The following is a 23,407-nucleotide window of genomic DNA, read 5'->3' on the forward strand; positions in this document are numbered from 1 at the left end:
CATTGAAATTTTAAAAAACGTGAATTAAATTAGGACCAAGCTTAAAAACTTGGTCCTTTTATTGTATTAAGTTGTGAAAAAGGAATAAAATTAAAATGATAGATAAAATAGGTTTAATTATAAAGATAAGCAGTAAAGAGAATTATAAAAAATCTATTAAATCACAATCTTTGAAGACCAAGATTGTATAAAATAAAAAACAATATGATAAAATTTAATAAAAAAACACATGATGGAATTTAAATAGTAAGAAAACAATATTTAGTATAGATTTAGAGAAAAATAGGGGAAAATGATGAAGAGATTATCTCGTAAAAATACTTTAGAAAGGGAAAAAAGTACTGGTCAAGTACGTCAACATTTCTCTTTTAGAAAACTTAATTCTGGTTTGTTGGTGTCAGCTGCAATTGGTGCATTTTTAATTTTTGATAATAATACTGTGCATGCGGCTACTGGGCTCGATGAAGGTTCAAATGATGCAGTTTCAGCAGAAGAAAATCAAAATTCTGAAAGTGAAAAAATTCAACAAAAAGAAGTACCTTTATCAGGCAATAATAGTCAAAGTAAAAATGATGATATTCAAAATAATAAGAACGAATCTAAAAAGAGTGTAGAGGATTCAGCTGAGCAAAATCAACAAGTAACTTCGAATGTTGTTAAAAGTTCTGACTTAGGTAAGGCAGACAATCAAGTCAAAAATGTGAATGGGGATACTGTTCAAAGTAAGGAAACAGAAGATAGTGCTGAAACTAATGAAGTAAGAGTTGCGGATTTGATCTCAGGAACTACTAAAGAAGGTAAGTCTTTAACTAATTTAAAGGCTTCTTTAGCGCAAAAGTCTACTTCTTCACTTCCAACTCCTACAGTGTCGGATGATATGTATGTTTCTACTTCAGACGGTAGAGCAGAAATGATTATAAATAATAATAAAGTAGGGAATGTAGAAGGAAAGAACAATATTACACTTCAACTTGATACTAATGGTGCTGGAAAATACGTTATAACTATTCCCGATGGAATCTACGACATAAAAACTGATCCTCTCGATCCAAATTATGGAACAAAGACTGTTTCCCTTGATGGAAGAACTTTTACTTACGATATTACTTATGATGGTCTTGTTAAAATCCCTATTACACTTACCACTAAAACTAATTATGCTGGTGAACCAACTCCACTAGCTGATATTGGTGAAACTCAAAAAAAGATTACTTGGTCAGTTGATGGTGTTGAACAAACACCACTTACATTTACTCAAACAATTAAACCTGAATGGAACCCTCAATCACCTGTACGAACTAATCCTGATCCTACAAATGTAAAAGGGGTACCAGTAAATACAAATGTTACCTATACTTTTAAAGTAAATGAAACACCTGGAGTAAATTCAGATGGCTATGCGTCAAATATTGTTAATAGTGCCGTTAATTATGGAACTACAATCACTATTCCAGTACCCGATGGATTTATTTTAGATGAAGCTGCCACTAAGTCATTAAATGGCTTCACAGAACAGTACAAAACAACTATTACTCAGCCAAATGGTAAAGGAACCGATATTATTATTGAAGTACCTAAGGGAGCAGGAAAACAATACTGGAATCAAGAAAATATTCCTGGATATCAATTAGCAGGAAGATATGATATTCCTCAACCAGAAAAAGATTTAATAGTTTCAGCAGATAAACCAATTACTATTGTGCAGAAATTGGGTGATGGTGCTAATGCACAAACAATGGAAGCTACCGTGCCATCGTTTACTGATACGATTATTGGTAAAGAGACTAGTATTCCACTTGGAGATTTTAGTCCGACAATTGCAGAGGCTTATGGCGGTAATAACAATATTTTACCAGTAACAAAAAATGATATAGTAGTAAACTACTTTGGTTTTACAAATAGTACTATCTTTTCATATAAAGATGATATGAAAATCAAAGTTGATTTTCCTGATGGGTTAACAGTAAATAAAATCAGTACACCCCATACTTCTGATAATTTACCTGGTACAACAAGTTATGCTTATACTTTTACTTTAACTGATGGAACTACATTGAGTGGAACAGTAGCAGCCGGTGAAAGTGTAAGTGTACCAGAAGGCGGTAATATTCAATCGGCAGTCTTTACTCCTAATGAGGTTGCCATTGGGGCACAAACTTCTGCTTTACCTGCAAATGATCTTAGAAGTCAAAATACCAGTGTAAACGCCTTTATTGCCTATGGTCATGCGAATGAAAAATATCAAAATGGGGATGCAATTCCAAATGGAGCACAATTAGAAACTACAGTTTCTATCAGTAGTACTGCTACTGGAGATAAAACTTGGATAGCTAAGCAGAGGCAACAGGTTGTGTTACCGGAGAATCTAACAAGTTATTTAAATGCCTTTGCTTGGCAAGGTAATACGCAGAGTAGTCAGCAAAATTCAGGATATATTTCTGTTACTTATGGTGTAAATAATACAACTACTACACTTAATATTTATGAGCCAATATTCTACTACGTAATTCCTGCTACTACTAATGTAACGTCACCTCTTTCTTTACAAGTACCTAATGTGAATGGAGATTCTACTGCCACGCCGAAAGTTACTTCATTTTTAGCTGATGATGGAAGAACCGTTGTCAAAATAGATTACACTGGCACTAAGTATTACTTTAATGCCGGTATGAATGCAAATACAGAGGTTGCGTTAAATAATAATGCTGATGCTACAAATGGCTCTTCTCCATGGGATATTTATATAGTTAGTTCAACTACTAAACTAGCAAATACGGAATATTCTGACAGCACAAAAAATAATTTTTCAACCAATTCAGCGACTAATCCATTTGATACTTCTTGGGTGCAAGGTAATGTAAATAATCTTTATCACCTCGGCGGAGGAACATGGACTATTCAACAGATTGCAGGAATTACAACTGCCCCAATGATTAAAGGTAATCAGAATTCGGATTATACCAACCAAGGAACATCGAATGATAAAGGCTCGCCTAAGATAGATATATCAGTATCAGTTCCTAATGGATTAACTAGCAGTGTAACAAATGGAAATGCTTATATTTCTGTACCTCAAACATCTCTTGGTTCTGGTTTTGACTTTGAATTAAGTGGTCCAGCTACTTTTGAAAAGTATCCTGGAGATGTACAAGCACCTTATACCGTTACTTATTCTGACGAAACATTTGATCTCTATAGTGGTAGTGAACCAAATGCAGATGCCTTTAAAACAGAGGATCAAGTTACTGATTGGTCTAAAATTAAAACTATCAAGGTTTCCATTCCAAATCTTGCTCCAAATGCTACTTTAGGAAGAATCATTATCCCTGGAACTGATCCTACGATTGCAGAAGATGCACAAAAGAATGGCTATGTCCAAACTTCTTTATATATTCCAGGTTTTGCTACTTATACCAATAAGGGCACTAAACTTCCAAGTATAAGTATTAATGGCACTGCAAAGATCACATCTCGTTATAGTTACGTAGATCAAGATGGAACTACCAAGACAATTGATATTCCGGATCTAACTTATAATTTAAATGATAATCAGGCTACAATGCCTACTGAAACACAAGTTTTATCTAACTTAACGGCTGCTGATAAGGCTTTAATTCCTGAGGGTTATGTGATTGGTAGTGTGCAATTAATTGGACCAACTGAGAAGAGTTGGCAAACTGATGCTCCTATGGGAACACCTGAATTTGGTCAACAAGTGAAGTATTACTACAACAATGCGATTGTTCAATACAACTTAGTTAAGAGATATAGTGCTGAAACTTCTACTAAAGATGTTACTAGAATAATTAATTATGTAGATAAGACTACTAACACTGCTATGCCAACTGATTTGGTGAAGGGTCAAACTCAAACCGTAACTTTAACTCAAGTGGCAGTGAAAAATGATGCTGGCGAAATAATTGGTTACAATACAACTGGAACTTGGAACAACGGAGTTTATACTCCAAGTACAGATGCTAATGGCCAAATTAAGGTTGATGTAACCGATGCTGCAAATTCATGGATGAATGTTTCTAATGCAAAATGGGCAGCTGTAACTAATCCAGACCTTACGGTTGATGGTTATAAGGGACCATTTGATTCAGATGGTACTGCTTATCCTACTGTTGCCGGAGTAGCAGTAAATGGTACAACTACAGATAGTAATATTACTGTTTACTACACTGAAAATACTATTGATGTACCACCAACTGCTCCAAAGAATCCTGGCGATCCAATTACAGGTACTAATAAGGATTATCCAAATGGTGTATCTGAGGATGATCTTAATAAGACCATTACCAGAACCATCAATGTAATTGATGCTAGTGGTCAATCTGTAGGTCAGGAAGTTCAAACTGTTAAGTACACTCGCACAGCTACTGTAAATGTCGTAACTGGTGAAGTTGTTAAGTATACCGACTGGACTGCTGAAAACAGTAATTGGGCTGCATATGCACCGACTTTAAAAAATGGTGAAGGTATTCAAGCTATCTTAGATGCTAATGGTCAAGCCTACAGCAACGTAACTAAAGATGGTGACACACTTACAGGAGTAGGATCATATACTGTACCTACTACTGATACAAAAGATAATGATGAGACGGTAAACATTTACTTGAATAAGGTAATTACTCTTAACGGAACTAGAACAATTACCTACAAGACTTATGATCATAATAATCAGCTTACAGATACTACGGTAGATGACTCACAAAAAGTGACTCTTTCTGGTAGTCAAACCTTTGATCCAGTTACAAATAAAGTTGTTTATTCATTTGATCAAACAAGTGCAACTTACCCAAGTCTCAAAGTACCAGTAAAAACTGGTTACTATGCTTCAACTAGTGATATTGCAGCTAAAACTGTAAGTATCAATAATTCAGATCCAATTCATAGTATTTTGAATGATAGTGTTACTGTAAACTACCACTCAATGGGTAAATTGCTTCAAGTGGATCAAGATGGTACTCAAATAGAGGGTACTATTCCGGTAATTTATCCAAATGATCCAAATGATGCTACCAAGGCAGGAAAAGTAACTGTACCTGCAGCACCTGAAGGTTGGGTAATTGTAAATATAGATGATGAAAAGTCATTTACGCCAACCGATCCTGGTCATGATACTAAGATCTACTATGAAAAATTAGATAAAGTATCTGAAAATGAAAAACAAGTTACCAGAACGATTACTTATATTGATAAGGATACTGGAAAGGCAATTCCAACTAGTGTAGTTGTTCCAACAAACCAAAAGGCAACTCAATATCAATTTGAAGTACGCGACACAGATGGTAAGTTACTTGGCTACAATACGCAAGGAACTTGGGATGAAAATGGTAATTATATTCCAAGTACGCAGAAAAATAGACAAATTATGGTGGATACAACAGATCCAGCAGAATCATGGATAGTAAAACCAGGTACAAACTTCCCTGAATCACCTAATCCAGATCTAAAACAATATGGTTATTCAGGTCCATTTGAAGCAGATGGTACAACTCCTTATCCAACGATTAATAAAGTAGAAGTAACTGGAAAGACTACTAATAGTGAAGTAAAAGTTTACTACACTGAAGATGTAATCACAGTTCCACCAACTGAACCACATCAACCTGGTGAACCAATTACAGGTACTAAGAGAAATTATCCAGATGGCGTGAGCGATAGCGATCTTAACAAGACCATTACTCGTACTATTAAGATTGTTGATGCTGATGGCAATCAAGTTGGAGATCCAATTGTTCAAAAAGTTACTTACAGTCGTACGGCCAAAGTTAATGTCGTAACTGGACATGTAGATTATGAAGATTGGACTTCTAATAAGAAAAATTGGGATAGTTACGCACCAACTTTACAAACTGGTGAAGGTATTCAAACAGTAACTGATGGTAATGGTCAACCATACTCAAATCTTACTAAGAACGGTAATGTAATTACTGGTGTAGGTGCACAAGATATTACTTACAGTGCTACTGATAAAGATGATCAGACAGTAATTATTTACTTGAATAAGGCAGTGTCATTTACTGGAACTAGAACTATTACTTATAGTTTCTATGGCAAAGATGGTCAAAAGACATCAACTGAAAATGGTGAACCACAAACTGTTACAGTTTCAGGAAGTCAAACTTTCGATCCAGCAACTAACAAAGTTGTTTACACATTCGATAATTCAAGTGCAATCTACCCAGCTGTAGATGCACCAGTAAAGACTGGCTACTATGCTTCAACTAGCACAATTAGTGATGATACAGTAAGTATTAATCAAACTAACCCACAAAATAGTGACTTGAATGCTACAGCTAATGTAAATTACTACCCAATGGGTGAAGTGATTCAAGTTGATCGTGATGGAAATCAAATTCCTGGTACCACTCCAGTAACTTATCCAAATAATCCAGATGATTCAACTAAAGCAGGAGAAGTAAAGGTACCTAAGGCACCAGAAGGCTGGGTAATTGTTACCCCTAGTGATGGCGATCCATTTACACCAACTGATCCTGGTAAAGATACCACGGTTGTTTATGAAAGATTAAATGAAGTAACTGAAAATACTAAAGATGTTACTAGAACAATCAACTATGTGGATAAAGATGCTAATGCACCAATACCAACGAATTTGGCACCAACAGTAACTCAAATTGTAACTTTGACACAATTCATCGTTAAAGATGCAAGTGGCAACGTGCTTGGTTACAACACTTCAGGAACTTGGGAAGATGGTAAGTACACTCCAAGTACAGAAGACAATGGTCAAATCAAGGTAGACACGACTGATGAAAATCAATCATGGATGAATAGTACTAATGCAAAATGGGCAGCAGTAACTAATCCAAACTTAGCTATCGCTGGTTATTCAGGTCCATTTGAAGAAAATGGAACTACTGCATATCCAACCATTGCAGAAGAAGACGTAACTGGTATAACTGAAAATAGTACCTTAACTGTTTACTACACTGAAGATACTGTTGAAGTTCCCCCAACTGAACCACATAAACCTGGTGAACCAATTGGCAATACCCATAAACAATATCCTAAGGGTGTGGAAGAAAATGATTTAAACAAGACCATTACTCGTACTATTAATGTATACGATGCAAATGGTAATGTTGTTGGAGACCCAGTATTACAAACCGTTAAATACACTCGTACTGCTACAGTAAATGTAGTAACTGGAGATGTTAAATATAGTGATTGGACAGCTGAAAACGGTAAAGGTAATTGGGATGAATACGCACCAACTTTACAAACTGGTGAAGGTATTCAATCTATCTTAGAAAATGGTCAAGCTTACGACCATGTTACAGAAGATGGTGATAAGCTCACTGGCGTGGACAAATTTAATGTGCCAGCACCAGATGCCAACACCGGTGACACTATAAAGGATGAAACAGTAAATATTTACTTGAACAAGGAAGTCACATTTACTGGAACTAGAACTATCACTTACATCACTCATGAAAAGGATAGTCAAACTAGTTCAACTGAAACAAAACAAAATGTAACAGTTTCAGGAAGCCAAAGTTACGATCCAACAACTGATAAAGTTGTTTACACATTTGAAGATCCAAGTGCAACTTATAGTAAAGTTGACACGCCTGTTAAGGCTGGATACTATGCATCGGCTAGTCAAGTGGGAGAAGAAACTAAGACCATTAGTGAAACTAGTCCACAAGACAGTGACTTGAATGCGACGGCAACAGTAGATTACTACCCAATGGGTGAAGTGATTCAAGTAGATGGTGATGGTAATCCAATCCCAGGTACCACTCCAATGCCATATCCAAATGATCCAGATAATCCAACGAAGGCTGGAAAGGTAACTGTACCACCTGCACCAGAAGGCTGGGTAATTGTTACTCCTAGTGATGGCGATCCATTTATCCCAACAGATCCTGGTAAAGATAAGAAGATTGTCTATGAAAAATTGGATCAGGTAACTGAAAATACTAAAGAAGTTACAAGAACAATCAACTATGTAGATAAGACCACTGGTGAAGCAATGCCAACTAATTTGGCACCAACAGTTACTCAAACTGTAACTTTGACGCAATCTATCGTTAAAGATGCAAGTGGAAAGATTATTGGTTATAACACTTCAGGAACTTGGGAAGATGGTAAATACACTCCAAGTAAAGAAGACAATGGACAAATCAAGGTAGATACGACTGATGAAGCTAAGTCTTGGATGAATGGTTCTAATAAGAACTTTGATGAAGTAACCAATCCAAACTTGACTGTAGATGGTTACAGCGGTCCATTTGAAGAAAATGGTAATAATTATCCAACTGTAGTTGAAATGACCGTAGATGGGGAGACTCCGGATAAGACACTTATCACTATTTACTACACAGAAAATACTGTCACTGTTCCACCAGATAAGCCAATAGTTCCAGGTGATGACGGCAAAATTCCAAATATCCCAGGTACCAAGATTCCATATCCAAATGGAGTAAGTGATAGTGATTTGAACAAGACTATCACCAGAACTATTAATGTTTATGATACAGATGGTAAGCTTGTTGGTACTTCAGTAGTTCAAGAAGTTAAGTACAGTCGTATAGCTACAGTAAATGTAGTAACAGGCAAAGTAACTTATACTGATTGGATAGCTGAAAACGATAAAGATAACTGGGATGAATACGCACCACAATTACAAACGGGTGAAGGTATTCAAACCATAACTGACGCTAGCGGTAAGACTTACACTAATGTCACTACAAATGGTGATAATAAGCTTACTGGAGTAGGCGCACAAGATATTTCAAATACAGCTACGGCTAAGGATAATGATGAAACAGTAAATATCTACTTGAATAAGGAAGTTACATTTACTGGAACTAGAACTATTACTTACAATACTTATGATCATGATAATAAGCTAATTGATAGTAAAGATAGTTTACAACATGTTTCAATTACAGGTATTCAAACTTATGATCCAGCTAAGAAGCAAGTTGTTTACACATTCGATATCCCAAGTGCAACTTATTCAACTGAGAAGGTACCAGTAAAAGATGGTTACTATGCATCAGCTAATGAAGTTGCATCTAAGACTGTGACTATTGATTCAAGTGATCCAGTACATAGTAATTTAAATGATCGTGCTACTGTCAATTACTATCCAATGGGACAATTAATTCAGGTAGATGGTGATGGTAATCAAATTCCTGGAACTACTTCAGTAACTTATCCAAATGATCCTTCTGATCCAACTAAGGCAGGAAAAGTTACTGTACCGCATACACCTGAAGGTTGGGTAATCGTAACTCCAAGTGACGGTAATCCAATTACTCCAGCTAACCCTGGCCTTAATACAAAGATCTATTATGAAAAGTTAGATGATGCAGTTCCAGCATATAGAACGATTAATAGAACAATTACTTATGTAGATTTGAATACTGGTATGGCAATGCCAAGTGATGTGATTTCACCAGTAATTCAACGTGTAACTTTAACTCAATATGCAGTAAAAGATGCAAGTGGCAAAGTGCTTGGCTATAATACTTCTGGAACATGGGAAGCAAATGGTAAATATGTTCCAAGTAAAGAAGCAAATGGTCAGATTAAGGTTGACACGACTAATGAAAATGAATCATGGATGAATGGTTCGGGTGCTAACTTTGAAAAGGTGATTAATAAGAGCTTGACTGTAGATGGTTACAGCGGTCCATTTGAAGAAAATGGAAAAACTCCTTATTCAGAAGTTAGCGAAGAAAAAGTAACTGGAAAGACTACCAATAGTGAAGTATTTGTTTACTATACTGAAGATACTGTACTAGTTCCTCCAACTGATCCAAAAGTTCCAAGTGATAAGATTCCTAACACAAATATTCCATATCCAAAGGGAGTAAGTGAGAGTGACTTAAATAAGTCAATTACTAGAAGTATCAACGTCTATGATGCAAGTGGTAGATTAGTTGGTACTCCAGTAATCCAAACTGTTAAATATAGTCGTTCGGCTACAGTGAATGTGGTAACAGGAGAAGTAACTTATACTGATTGGTCAGCTGACAAGGATAGTAACGGTAATTGGAATAGTTACACACCACAATTACAAACTGGTGAAGGCATCCAAGAAGTAACAGATGGTAAAGGTCAAACTTATGCTAACGTAACTCGAGATGGCAACAAGATCACTGGAATTGGTGAACAAGCTATAGCATTTACTGCTACTGATAAAGATGATCAAACAGTAAATATCTACTTGAATAAAGAAGTATCATTTACTGGAACTAGAACTATTACTTACAATACTTATGATCTAGACAATAAGTTGATTGAAAGTAAAGATAGTTCACAACCAATTTCAATTACTGGAAGTCAAACTTATGATCCAACTAAGAAGCAGATTGTTTATACATTTATTAATCCAAATGCTACTTACCCAAGTGTGAAGGTACCAGTAAAAGATGGTTACTATGCATCAGCTAATGAAGTTGAATCTAAGACTGTAACTATTGATTCAAGCGATCCAGTACATAGTAAGTTGAATGATCATGTAACTGTAAATTATCATCCAATGGGTGAAGTAATCCAAGTAGATGGTGATGGTAATCCAATCCCAGGTACCACTCCAGTGCCATATCCAAATGATCCAGATAATCCAACGAAGGCTGGAAAAGTAACTGTGCCACCTGCACCAGAAGGCTGGGTAATTGTTACTCCTAGTGATGGCGATCCATTTATTCCAACTGATCCTGGTGTGGATAAGAAGGTTATTTATGAACGAATAGATGATGTAGTTCCAAATACAAAACAAATCACTAGAACTATTAACTATGTTGATCAAACTAGTGGCAAATCAATGCCAACCAACTTAGTTTCGACAGTTATTCAAAAAGCAACTTTGACACAATACGTCGTTAAAGATGCAAGTGGTAAAGTGCTAGGTTACAATACTTCTGGAACTTGGATAGATGGTAAGTACACTCCAAGTAAAGAGACTAATGGACAAATTAAAGTAGATACCACTAATGAAGCAGACTCATGGATGAATGGATCAGCAGAAAAATTCGGAGAAGTAACTAATCCAAACTTAAGTGTAGATGGTTATGATGGTCCATTTACTAAAAAGGGTAGTGATTACCAAACAATTGATGAAGAAGCTGTAACTGGTACAACTGAAAGTAGTACAGTGACTGTTTACTACACTGAGGCTACTGTTGAAGTTCCACCAACTTCGCCACAGACACCTGGTAATCCAATTGAAGGTACTAATAAGGATTACCCAGATGGTGTAAAAGATAGTGATTTGAATAAGACCATTACTCGTACCATTAATGTATATGATGCAAATGGTAATGTTATTGGAAAATCAGTAGTTCAAACAGTTAAGTATTCTCGTTCAGCTACAGTAAATGTAGTAACTGGAGAAGTAACTTATACTGATTGGGCAGCTGACAAGGATAGTAACGGTAATTGGAATAGTTACGCACCACAATTACAAACTGGTGAAGGTATCCAAGAAGTAACAGATGATAAAGGTCAAACTTATGTCAATGTAACTAGAGATGGTAATAAGATCACTGGAATTGGTGAACAAGCTATAGCATTCACTGCTACTGATAAAGATGATCAAACTGTAAATATCTACTTGAATAAGGTAATTTCATTTACAGGAACTAGAACTATCACTTACATCACTCATGAAAAGGATGGTCAAACTAGTTCAACTGAAACAAAACAAAATGTGACAGTTTCAGGAATCCAAAGTTACGATCCAGCAACTGGAAAAGTTGTTTATACATTTGAAAATCCAAGTGCAACTTATGGCGTTGTAAATGTCCCGGTTAAGGATGGCTACTATGCATCAGCTGGTCAAGTAGATAAAGACACTGTGGAAATCAATGAAACTAATCCACAAGACAGCGATTTAAATGCACAGGCCACAGTAGATTACTACCCAATGGGTAATGTGATTCAAGTAGATGGTGATGGTAATCCAATTCCAGGAACTACCCCAACCCCATATCCAAATGATCCTACTGATCCAACTAAGCCTGGTAAGGTGCCAGTACCACCAACACCAAAGGGTTGGAAGATTGTTACTTCAGTAGATGGAGGATCAATTATTCCAGACAAACCTGGTGAAGATACTCCAATTAAGTACGAACCAATCATTGATGAAACTACTGAATCTAAGGAAGTTACTAGAAAGATTGTTGTTACCACCCCAGATGGTAAGACAAAGACAATCACTCAAACTGCCACAGTAACTCGTACAGTAACAACTAATGAAGTTACAGGTGATACAGAATACGGTGAATGGAGCAAAGCAGACTTCCCAGACTTTGTACCAGATAAGATTGATGGTTATACTACATTAATTGATGGTAAAGAGGGAGAGTTGGTAGCTGCTGTGCCAGTGACATTTAAAGATGGTATGCCAGAAGATGGAGTAACTGTTTACGTAACTTATCGTGAAATACCAGTTATACCACCAACCAATCCAACTGAACCAAGTAGGCCGGATAAACCTACTGAGCCAAACAAACCGGGTGAGCCGGATAAGCCTACTGAGCCAAATAAACCAGGTAAGCCGGATAAGCCTATTAAGCCAACCAAGCCGGGTAAACCTAATGTAGAAAAACCATCGAAAGACCATAATTTTACAACTGGTCCTAGAGGTGGAGATCTTACAACCAGCCCTAGAGGCGGAGATAATCTTTCTCAAGCCGGCAATGGATCACAGCCAAAGGCTGTTAGTGGCAATAGTAAACAAGAATTACCACAAACTGGTAGCAAAGATAATAGTGCTTTATCTGCAATTTTAGGTTTAGGTAGTTTATTAGGTGCACTAATTTCTTTTTCTTGGTCTTCAAAGAAAAGATGAAAAATAATCATTAAGATTATTCAATGAAAAAGGGGTTCTCGAAAGAGAACTCCTTTTTTGCTACAAAAAACCCCTGAAAAGCTTACAAACTTTTCAGGGGTTCTTTTTTATTCAAATTTATCTAATTCTTCAATTGCTTTTTCCCAATCACTATTTGCTTGATCAAGCTTATTCTGTACTTCAGTTAAATCTTCTTGTAAAGGACCTAGTTTTTCAAAAGAAGCAGCGATTTCTGGATTAGCCATTTCAGTTTGAATTTTTTCTTCTTGTTTTTCTAATTCTTCGATTTTCTTTTCAGCGTTATCAATTGCTCTTTGTAATTTTCTCTTTTGTGAATCATGCTGTTTTTGTTCTTGGTAAGAAAGTTTTTGCTCGCTGACTTGTTTAACTGGTTCAGCTTCTTGAATATTATCTCCAGGTTGTCCAGGAGTTAAACCGGCCTCTTGCTTAGCTTTTTCATCAAGATAGTATGAATAGTTTCCTTCATAAATTTTGGCATGACCATCACGAACAGAAACAATCTTATTAGCTAATTGATTAATAAAGTAACGGTCGTGAGATACGAAAAGCAAGGTTCCGTCATAATCTTTTAAGGCCTTTTCAAGGACTTCTTTAGCTTCAATATCTAAGTGGTTAGTCGGTTCGTCCATTAATAAGAAGTTATCGTGTTCCAGTGAAAGAACAGTTAAGGTCAAACGAGCTTTTTGACCACCTGAAAGTTGTCCAACAGTCTTATCAATATCCTTTGCAGTAAAAAGAAAACTTGCTAAGATTGACCGAACGTCACGTTCAGGCATAGTCTTATGACGATCCCATACGGTATCAAGAACTGTTTGGCTCGGATCAAGTCTTTGCAGTTCTTGATCGTAATAACCAATATCAAGAGATGCACCATATTTAATACTGCCGGCTTTTGGTTTAAGCTGTTTCATCACAGTTTTTAGAAGAGTAGACTTACCAATTCCGTTTGGCCCAATGATCGCAACACGATCGCCCTTATTGATTTGGAAAGAGATATCCTCCACCATAGTCTTTTCAGGATAGCCAATTGATAGATCGTTTAAAATTAAAACTTCTTTTCCTGAAGGTCGTTCACTGTTGAAATGAATTTTAACCTTACTTTGGGACTTAGGTGGTTTAATTCGATCTAACTTATCCAGCTTCTTTTGACGACTTTGTGCACGCTTAGTAGTTGATGCACGAACCAAGTTCTTTTGGATAAATTCCTCTTCTTTTTTGATTTCTTCTTGTTGCTTTTCATAAGCAGCCTCTTGTTGACGATCACGAAGTTCACGTTCAGCTTGGTATTGAGAATAATTTCCTTTGAACTGAGTTAATTTTCCAAATTGTAATTCAAAAATTTGAGTTGCTAAATGATCTAAGAAATATTGGTCGTGAGATACTACTAAAATAGCACCATCATAATTCTTAAGAAAGCCTTCAAGCCAATCTAAAGTATCCATATCTAGATAGTTGGTCGGTTCGTCAAGAAGTAATAGAGGTGGCTTTTTAAGCAGTAATTTAACAAAAGCTAAACGGGTTTTTTCACCACCGGATAAACTACCGATTTTCTTCTGCCAAGTTTCTTCACCAAATTTGAACCCATTCAATATACTTTTGATATCAGATTGGTAAGTATAGCCACCGTCTTGTTCAAAAGCAAACTGCATTTGGTCATAACGCTTAAGTAAATCTTGATCAGTTGGATTTTCGGCGATTTCTTCCTGCATAGCAGTTAATTTTTTACCCCTATTAATTAAAGGAGCAAAGACATCTTCCATTTCATCCCAAATGCTTTTTTCTTCATTTAAAGCATTTTCCTGAGCGATATAACCAACATCGATTCCTTTATTGACAATAAATTCACCACGTGTAGCTTCTTGTTGGCCAGTCATAATTTTAAGCAGGGTGGTTTTACCAACTCCGTTTGCTCCAACTAAGCCGATTCGTGCATTTGAATCTATTGAAAAGTTAACATTTTTAAATAAAGTATTGGCACCAAATTGTTGTTCTAAATCGTGCCCTTGTGCAATAATCATAATTTTTTCACCTAAAAATATTTTAACATACTGTATTTATAGTTTAAAAAACCAATTTATTGCAATTTTTAATGAAAATCAAGTCCTTTGTGAAAAAATTACTTGCAAATAGCTTTATAATATAGTTATGATATATATACTTGCTTAAAGATTCACAAACATCCGTAATATTGGGGGCATATGATTTATGAATAAAATTAAGATACCGAAGGCAACGGCCAAAAGATTGCCGCTTTATTATCGTTACTTATTAATATTAAGTGAGGAAGGTAAAGCAAAGGTTTCATCTACGGAATTAGCTGAAGCAGTTCAAGTAGATAGTGCATCAATTAGAAGAGATTTTTCATATTTTGGCGCCTTAGGTAAACGTGGATATGGATATGATGTTAAAAATTTGTTGATGTTCTTCAAGAAAATTTTAAACCAAGATACATTAACTAATGTGGCACTTGTTGGTGTAGGTAATTTAGGACGTGCGCTTTTGAACTACAACTTCAAGCGTAGTAATAATATTAGAATTTCATGCGCTTTTGATATTAATAAAGAAATTACTGGTCGTATTCTTAGTGGTGTTCCGGTTTACGATATGGAAGAGCTCAAGAAGCAATTAAGTGACCAACAAATTTCAATTGCAATTTTGACAGTTCCATCAAGCTCAGCTCAGCGAACAACTGATGAAATGGTTGAAGCTGGCATTAAGGGGATTTTGAACTTTACGCCGATTAGATTATCTGCACCATCAAGTGTACGTGTGCAAAACGTTGATTTGGCAACAGAATTGCAAACATTGATCTATTTCTTAGATTCAGATAAGGCGAAAGATGAAGAGTTATAATTATAAGCGACTACATTAAGTAGTCGCTTTTTTACCACTTAGAGTTAAAAATTTACCACTTGGTTATCTCAGATAGTTTTTAGTCGAAATTCTTGCTTTAATATAATTAGGTTAAGAAAGGAGGAATAAGCTTGAAGGTTAAATTAGAAATTGATCCAGATCAAGAAGATTTAGAAGTAAAAATTTCTGCTCCTAAAATGACTGAAGAAGTTGAACGCTTATATCAGCTTTTAAAAAAAGAAAAGAAACTTGATCAAATTGAAGCATTTAAAGACAATATTTCTTACTATTTAAATTTAAGCGATATCCTCTTTTTCGAAACTGACAGTAAAGTGGTCATGGCACATACTAGGACTGATTCTTATCAAGTTAAATACAAGTTATATGAATTAGAAGACATTTTGGGTGGAGATTTCATGCGAGTTTCTAAATCTACTATTTTAAATTTGAAGCAAATATATGCTTTAACTAGATCAATCTCAAATTGTCAGATAAAGTTTCAGGATTCATATAAGACAGTATATGTTTCTAGACATTATTATCGCGAATTGCGTAATCGCTTAGAAGAAAGAAGACGACTATCATGAGAAATAAAGTATCTCGAGTATTTTGGGGCATATTTTTTATTGCCTGTGCTAGCTTTGTAGTTTTAAATCAAATGGGCATGTGGACCTATAAATTAGGCTTTTGGTCTATTGTTGGAACCATCATTTTTTCACTTAGTTTAATTGATGGAATTATTAATCGCAGAATTACTGAATGGGTATTTTCAATTGCGTTCTTACTGATGATTTTTGCACAACCGTTGAAGATAACTAGATTAGTTCCTTGGACAATTTTATTTGCGGCAGTTTTAATTTCGATTGGGCTTTCAATTATCTTTCGCAATCGATTTCATACGATCGTTTATGCAAATAAAAAGATTAAGAACTTTAGGGAAAAAAGAGAAAATTTATCAAATAATATCTTTACTGAGACGGTAAGTAATGACAACGGTGCGCATGTGGTAATTGATCAATCTTTATCAGATGCATCCCGCTATATTCATTCAAAAGAATTAGAAACAATCGCAGTTAATGCAAAAATGGGGGATATCAATATTTATCTTGATGATGCTGAAGCTCTGGGCGATGTTGTCACAATGACTTTAAATGTGACTATGACGGAGATTAATATCTATCTTCCTTCAACTTGGGGAATTGAAAACAACATCAATCCCATGATGTCATCCCTTGAAACTAAAGGATTATCTAATGGCGGTGGACCTAAGTTGATTATTCAGGGCAGAGCCAATATGAGTAGTGTAAATATTAATTATATCTAGGAAAGTAAAGCCGAATTTAGCGGCTTTACTTTTGTTTTATGCGTGTAAATCATTTAGAATGAAAATAGATTATGATTTTGAATGAGAAAATTAGAAAGCATGTTGAATTATGATTAATAAAGATGTCAATGTTGAATTATTGTATGAATTTGATAATTTGCATCATGTAGTCGTTCAGGCTTCGGATGTTGGTGAAAAATATGTTTATGCTTTGCAGCTACTTCATAAGCAAACAGATATTGTTGTTTATCGAGCAGTTCCTAGTGGTAAAGATGTAGTATTTGATGAAGATAATCCTATAGTTTATTTAACAGGCATGGCAGGAGGCCATACACAAACTTGGACTTATGCAGGAAAAGAAAATCGCTGGTTTATTGGAACAAAGCCTAAGCAACATGGCAGTACCCTTTGGGATACCCAAATTGCACGAGTTAATTTAGCAGATGCCCCACTTCAATTTGATAGTAATACGCAAATACCGCGTTTATCGTATTTAAATCGTGCGGGATCTGGCTATGGAGATGGGAGTGTAGCTTATCCAGGGAAAGATTTAGAACGTTTGGAAGCTGCAGTTTCACCAGATTATAAGAAGTTTATGATTGCTAGCATTGACTTGAATCATACTGGACACTTTGCTTTATATAATTTGGATGAAGTAAATCAAGCTTTAGATGAAGCAGAGGCAAATGCTTTGGATGTGAATATTCAGAATTTACATTGTATTGGTGCTTTTAATATTCCTAACTTTAACACTAACTTAATTCCATCTGTCCAAGGTTATGATATCGATGAAGACAATAATGTCTATGTTTCATGTCAATTAGGACCTCAAAGAAACTTTTTAGGTTTTGCTAAAGAAGGTAAGCCTCGTCAAATTGTAAAAATTCCATGGGGATGTACAGATTCAGATAAGTGGGAAGTAGCTAACTTAGATGATGAACATGCGCTTAATGCCTTTGGTTATGTAACTGAATTTGAAAGTATTCAGGTTTTAGATCCTAATAATATCTATCTTACCGTAGCATATCATGAAAAAAGTGATTTAACTACATTGAAGAACAGAGTATATAAAGTTCAAGGCTTTGGTAATTAAAGCAAAAAGGAATGATTCATTTCAGTTTGAATCATTCCTTTTATTTTATGCAGTTGTTTTGCTTTTAATTAATTTAACTGGGAATTTATAATGCATTTGACTGAGCTTTTTACTTGGATTATCAATTCTTTCAAGCAAAAGTTTGACTAGTAAAGCTGCCATTTCTGAGATTGGTTGAGCAATAGTTGAAAGTTCGGAATGGTAAGTTTGAATTTCATCTGTACCATCAAATCCGATTACTTTAAGGTCTTTTGGAATATCGATGTCCATCTTTTTTGCTTCTTGGATGAGCAAGATTGCAGTTAAGTCATCTGTACAGACAACACCATCGGGATGATCATCGGCCAACATTTGGTGAATGGTCATATTTTTTAAAAGTGGGGAATCGCCGAAGGAAACAGAGCAAATGTGAGATTCCATATTTGCCTCCTTAATGGTATCTAAGTAGGCCTTTAATCGATCATCGGTTGGATTACCTTTAGTCTGTTTATTTCCCAGGAAATAAATATTTTTACAGCCGGCCTGAATTAAATCTCGAACTGCAAGTTTAATTCCTTGATAATTATCACAACTGACGATCGGTACATTATCAGATAGCCTTCGATCGAATGAGACAATCGGTAAACCAAGTTGTCGATATTCATCGATTCCGAGATTGTGTGCACCTGCAATGATTCCATCAACTTGATTTGCTAAGAGCATCTTGATATATTCACGCTCTTTTTCTTTATCTTTTCCAGCATTACATAAGATTATTTTGTAACCTTGTGCAAACAAGCAATTTTCAATTTCCTGAATAAGTTGAGCAAAGAGTGGATTGGTTATGCTTGGAAATATCACACCAATTAGATGCATCTTCTTTCCATGAAGTGAGCGGGCAAGCGAATTGGGCTGATAATTCAATTCTTTCATCGCTTTGAAGACATTTTGCTTAGTCTTTTCACTTAAATAGCCATGATTATTAATTACTCTTGAAACAGTGGTGACAGAAACACCCGCTTTTTTTGCGACATCAATAAGTTTTGCGACCATAAATTCCTCTTTTATAAGATTGTTTGCATATCCCAGATTTTTCCAGAATATTTAATTTCCTTGTCGAAGCTAATCCTATGATTATTAGGATTATTAAAGAATCTACCTGTTAAGACAGCTTCACCATTGTTAACGAATACTTCAATTACTGAATGATCAACGAAGATATCTAGTGACAAATCACTATTTGGAGCAAGCTTTACACTTCTGGTTGTACCATAGTCAGTTGCTACTTCTAGATCACAGTTTGAACGATCAAGAGTAAGTTTACCATTTTTGGTATCGAAGTTAATTAACAAGCTGTGTTTAAGTTCATTACTTGCAGCTAATCTTAAATTTCCGATTTGTTCTGCTTTAATGTTTAACTTAAGTTCGTATTGATTGCTAGAATCAAGTTCTAATTTTGAATTAGTTAATTCTTTTTCATTAATATGTAAAGATTCCATTGCTGTAACAGGCGTTTGAATCAATTTACCGTCTTTAATTGATAATTCTTTTACTTGGCTCAAGCAATTTGCCCAATTTTCTTTATCAGTTGGATAAGTAAGATCAGGAAGTCCAACCCAACTTATTGAATAGGCCCTGCCATCGGGTGCATTGAAGGCTTGACTGGCATAAACATCAAATCCTTCATCAAAGTTTCTGAGCTTAGATGGATTAATTAATTCACAGTTATCGAGATCAATGTCGTCACCAATGACATACATATTCGGATAAATGTTGTCATAATCTGCAACTGACTTGTCTAATCCTTGAGGACAGAAGATTAAAACAGGTTTTTCATCAACAAAAATTAAATTTGGACATTCGATCATGTAGCCCATGTCGTCATCTGAAAAGTGAAGGAAGCCTAATTCTTCCCAATTTTTTAAATCATTTGAGCGCCAAATATCAATGTGACCATGTTGATTTTCTTTATCTTGAGCGCCAATGATTGCATAGTAGTGACCATTTCTTTCAATTATTTGTGGGTCACGGAAATGCTCAGTGATATGGTCAGGATTTCTAAATAGGATGGTCTTATCTTTTACCTTGCCATCTTGGTCCATCCAAGCACCAACTTGATAAGGGATACGCTCCCAATCTTCAGTACGGTGATTACCGGTATACATAAGGAAGAGTTTGCCGTCAATTTCTTTAGCACTTCCTGAATATGCTCCGTGAGAATCAGCTTTACAGTCCGGTTCAACAGCTAAACCAAGATTTTGCCAGTGAACTAAGTCTTTTGATTTAAAGTGGACCCATGATTTTAATCCATGAACTGGTCCAAATGGATATGATTGATAAAAAACATGATATTCACCATTAAAGTATGAAAATCCATTAGGGTCATTAATTAATCCTGAGATAGGGCGCAAGTGGTAGTGCATTTGATATTGAGAGTTTGCTGCTTGAGCTTGCAAGTGAAGTAAAGTGTCAGCATCCCAATCTTTATAAGGTAAGTATCTTTTTTCTCTTGTCCATTCCATAGTATGATATCCCTCCATGAAAGCGTTATCTATTTACATGATTATTGTAATTAACATGTCAAAATATGTCAAACGTTTATCATATTGTTAAATGATCATTTTATGGAAAGATTAGCTCGTATGCAAAACTTTTTAAATATTTTTGTGATAAACGATTGACATATTATAAGAATACGCTATCATAGTTATTGAGAAAAAGTTAAGCGGTTACAAAAAGCTGCTAAAGGGAGGATATATATGGACCATAGAAAGGTAGCGGAACGAGTAATTAAAGATGTTGGACGCGATAATATCATTGCGGCAGCACACTGCGCTACTCGTTTACGACTTGTGTTGAAAGATGATTCAAAAGTAGATCAAAAAGCCTTAGATAATGATCCTGATGTAAAGGGAACATTTAAAACTAATGGCCAGTACCAAGTAATTATTGGACCAGGGGATGTAAACGATGTTTACGATGAGTTCATTAATATTACTGGACTTAAGGAATTATCAACTGACGATTTAAAGAAGGTAGCAGCAGAAGGTCAAAAGAAGAATCCTGTAATGGATTTCATCAAGCTTTTATCTGATATTTTCGTACCAATCATTCCAGCCTTAGTTGCTGGTGGTTTGTTGATGGCATTGAACAATTTCTTGACCTCACCAGGTTTGTTTGGACCAAAATCAGTAGTTCAAATGGTTCCAAGCATTGCCAGCTGGTCAAGTATAATTCAAGTTATGTCAGCAGCACCATTTATCTTTATGCCGATCTTAGTTGGTATGTCGGCAGCGAAAAGGTTTGGTGCTAACCAATTCCTAGGTGCAACAATTGGTATGATTATGACCACGCCAGGCCTTGGTGGTGCTGATAAATTCTGGCATATTTTTAGCTTTAATGTGCCACAAACGAATTATCAATACCAAGTAATTCCAGTTTTGGTTGCTGTTTGGGTACTTGCTTTCTTGGAAAAGAAATTTCACAAGTGGTTACCATCAGCCGTCGACTTTACATTTACACCTCTTCTTTCAATTATGATTACTGGATTCTTAACCTTTACAATTATCGGTCCAGTCTTCAAAGGTGTATCTGATTTAATCACTGATGCTATTGTATGGCTTTACAATACTACTGGTGCCTTTGGTATGGGTGTCTTTGGTTTGACTTACTCAGCCATTGTTACTACTGGACTTCACCAAAGTTTTCCAGCAGTTGAAACACAACTTCTTGCCCAATTTGCTCAAGGACACGGATCAGGTGACTTTATATTTGTAACAGCATGTATGGCTAACGTTGCTCAAGGTGCCGCAACTTTTGCAGTTTACTTCTTAACTAAGAATAAGAAAATCAAGGGTCTGTCATCTTCAGCTGGTGTTTCAGCACTTTTAGGTATTACTGAACCAGCATTATTCGGTGTTAACTTGAAGTACAAGTTCCCATTCTTCTGTGCTTTAATCGGATCAGGTGTGGCAGCTGCTTTTGCAGGATTTATGCATGTTACTGCCGCAGCACTTGGGTCAGCCGGATTCTTAGGATTCCTTTCAATCGTGCCAAAGAACATCCCAATGTGGGCCGTTTCAGTAGTAATCAGTTTCGCAGTTGCCTTTATTTTGACTTATGTTTACGGTAAGGGGCATATGCAAGAAGAAGTTGCAGGACAAGACGTTCCAGTAAATGATGCAACTGACTACGCTGAAGAAACTCAAAAGGCTGAAAAAGTTGGTAAAGAAGCTTTAGCTTTAAAGGATGAAATCATTGCTTCACCAGTTGATGGTACTCCAGAAAGTTTGACTAAGGTTAATGATCAAGTCTTTTCAGCAAAACTTATGGGTGATGGTGCAGCTATTATCCCAAGTGACAATAATATTTACTCACCTGTTTCAGGTACAATTACAATTGCATACGAAACTAAGCATGCATATGGTATTAAGTCAGATGACGGTGCAGAAGTCTTAATTCACATCGGTCTTGATACAGTTAACTTGAAGGGGCAACACTTCGAAAGTTTTGTAAAGCAAGGTCAAAGAGTTAAAAAGGGCGACAAGCTTGGAACTGCTGATATGGCAGCTCTTAAGGAAGCTGGTTATGACACAACTGTTATGGTTGTGATTACTAACACTGCAAACTATGCTAATGTTCAACGTATTACAGATGCTGGCGATAAGCATGGTGATAATTTGATTGCTGTAACCGCTCATGAGTAATTAGACTTATTATTTACTACTCCTCAAAGTCAAAAAAGTAACAATATATATTTCTAATGGTATTCCTATGTGGAATGCCATTTTTTGTTGATATTTAATATAGTTATAAAAAATTAGCACTCTTATAAACAAAGTGCTAATTTTTTATTCAAATTGCTTGCATTCTAATTAAAAACAAGTTATTATTTTAATTGTAAGTTAGCACTTGATAGAAAAGAGTGCTAAAACTCAAAGAAGAAAAATAAAATTGAAAAAAACAGGAGGGACAAATCGTGTTACAACCAATCGGTAATCGCGTAATTGTAAAAGTAAAAGATGAAGAAGAAAAAACTGTTGGAGGTATCGTCCTTGCTTCTAACGCTAAGGAAAAGCCTACACAAGGTGAAGTAATTGCTGTTGGTGAAGGTGCTTACTCATCAAACGGTGAAAAGATTCCTATGACTGTTCAAAAAGGTGATACTGTTTTGTACAACAAGTACGCTGGTTCAGAAGTTGAATACGAAGGCGAAAAGTACTTAGTCCTTCAAGAAAAAGACATTTTGGCAATCGTTAAATAATTTCTGATTTAAATTCAAAATTCTAAAAAAGAAGGT

Annotated in this window: 10 protein-coding genes; 7 read left to right on the plus strand and 3 right to left on the minus strand. The window is 35.6% G+C overall.

Annotated features, from left to right (window positions below; translation table 11 throughout):
• Positions 1–295: 295 nt before the first annotated feature.
• Complete coding sequence (locus NFR82_RS03290) at positions 296–12,838, plus strand: mucin-binding protein (protein ID WP_251716785.1); 12,543 nt, start codon at positions 296–298, stop codon at positions 12,836–12,838.
• A gap of 107 nt (positions 12,839–12,945) precedes the next feature.
• Here the strand turns inward: NFR82_RS03290 and NFR82_RS03295 are convergent, their stop codons facing one another.
• Positions 12,946–14,877, minus strand: coding sequence for an ABC-F family ATP-binding cassette domain-containing protein (locus tag NFR82_RS03295; RefSeq protein ID WP_251716787.1), 1,932 nt, complete (start codon positions 14,875–14,877; stop codon positions 12,946–12,948).
• Positions 14,878–15,064: 187 nt separating this feature from the next.
• On the opposite strand from NFR82_RS03295, the gene NFR82_RS03300 reads away from it, so the two are divergent.
• The 4 genes from NFR82_RS03300 (at position 15,065) to NFR82_RS03315 (ending at position 18,129) form a co-directional block, all read left to right on the plus strand.
• On the plus strand, positions 15,065–15,712 hold the full coding sequence (locus tag NFR82_RS03300) for a redox-sensing transcriptional repressor Rex (RefSeq protein ID WP_251716789.1): 648 nt from the start codon (positions 15,065–15,067) through the stop codon (positions 15,710–15,712).
• A 131-nt stretch (positions 15,713–15,843) separates the two neighbouring features.
• Positions 15,844–16,299: a LytTR family DNA-binding domain-containing protein gene (locus tag NFR82_RS03305; RefSeq protein WP_251716791.1), complete on the plus strand. Its 456-nt coding sequence runs from the start codon at positions 15,844–15,846 to the stop codon at positions 16,297–16,299.
• The gene (locus tag NFR82_RS03310; protein ID WP_251716793.1) at positions 16,296–17,036 is read left to right on the plus strand and encodes a LiaF transmembrane domain-containing protein; all 741 of its coding nucleotides are present in this window, start codon (positions 16,296–16,298) and stop codon (positions 17,034–17,036) included. Before NFR82_RS03305 ends, NFR82_RS03310 begins: the two co-directional genes overlap by 4 nt.
• A 109-nt stretch (positions 17,037–17,145) precedes the next feature.
• A complete protein-coding gene (locus tag NFR82_RS03315; RefSeq protein WP_251716795.1) occupies positions 17,146–18,129 on the plus strand; it encodes a class III bacteriocin in 984 nt (327 codons plus the stop codon).
• A gap of 45 nt (positions 18,130–18,174) precedes the next feature.
• Here NFR82_RS03315 and NFR82_RS03320 read toward each other — a convergent pair whose 3' ends face one another.
• Together NFR82_RS03320 and NFR82_RS03325 are read right to left on the minus strand one after the other, a co-directional pair.
• On the minus strand, positions 18,175–19,161 hold the full coding sequence (locus tag NFR82_RS03320) for a LacI family DNA-binding transcriptional regulator (RefSeq protein ID WP_251716797.1): 987 nt from the start codon (positions 19,159–19,161) through the stop codon (positions 18,175–18,177).
• 11 nt (positions 19,162–19,172) lie between these two features.
• Complete coding sequence (locus NFR82_RS03325) at positions 19,173–20,630, minus strand: sucrose-6-phosphate hydrolase (protein WP_251716799.1); 1,458 nt, start codon at positions 20,628–20,630, stop codon at positions 19,173–19,175.
• 237 nt (positions 20,631–20,867) lie between these two features.
• Here NFR82_RS03325 and NFR82_RS03330 point away from each other — a divergent pair, with 237 nt between their 5' ends.
• The gene (locus tag NFR82_RS03330; protein ID WP_251716801.1) at positions 20,868–22,814 is read left to right on the plus strand and encodes a sucrose-specific PTS transporter subunit IIBC; all 1,947 of its coding nucleotides are present in this window, start codon (positions 20,868–20,870) and stop codon (positions 22,812–22,814) included.
• Positions 22,815–23,086: 272 nt separating this feature from the next.
• Positions 23,087–23,371 (plus strand): co-chaperone GroES, encoded by a 285-nt coding sequence (groES, locus tag NFR82_RS03335; protein WP_251716803.1) that lies wholly within the window; start codon positions 23,087–23,089, stop codon positions 23,369–23,371.
• Positions 23,372–23,407 lie beyond the last annotated feature (36 nt).

It is taken from the genome of Lactobacillus agrestimuris (assembly GCF_943193025.1).
GTDB lineage: Bacteria > Bacillota > Bacilli > Lactobacillales > Lactobacillaceae > Lactobacillus > Lactobacillus agrestimuris.

Coding starts and splice junctions, on each gene's coding strand:
- NFR82_RS03290 (WP_251716785.1), top strand. CDS start 296: ATGAAGAGATTATCTCGTAAAAATACTTTAGAAAGGGAAAAAAGTACT.
- NFR82_RS03295 (WP_251716787.1), bottom strand. CDS start 14,877: ATGATTATTGCACAAGGGCACGATTTAGAACAACAATTTGGTGCCAAT.
- NFR82_RS03300 (WP_251716789.1), top strand. CDS start 15,065: ATGAATAAAATTAAGATACCGAAGGCAACGGCCAAAAGATTGCCGCTT.
- NFR82_RS03310 (WP_251716793.1), top strand. CDS start 16,296: ATGAGAAATAAAGTATCTCGAGTATTTTGGGGCATATTTTTTATTGCC.
- NFR82_RS03315 (WP_251716795.1), top strand. CDS start 17,146: ATGATTAATAAAGATGTCAATGTTGAATTATTGTATGAATTTGATAAT.
- NFR82_RS03320 (WP_251716797.1), bottom strand. CDS start 19,161: ATGGTCGCAAAACTTATTGATGTCGCAAAAAAAGCGGGTGTTTCTGTC.
- NFR82_RS03325 (WP_251716799.1), bottom strand. CDS start 20,630: ATGGAATGGACAAGAGAAAAAAGATACTTACCTTATAAAGATTGGGAT.
- NFR82_RS03330 (WP_251716801.1), top strand. CDS start 20,868: ATGGACCATAGAAAGGTAGCGGAACGAGTAATTAAAGATGTTGGACGC.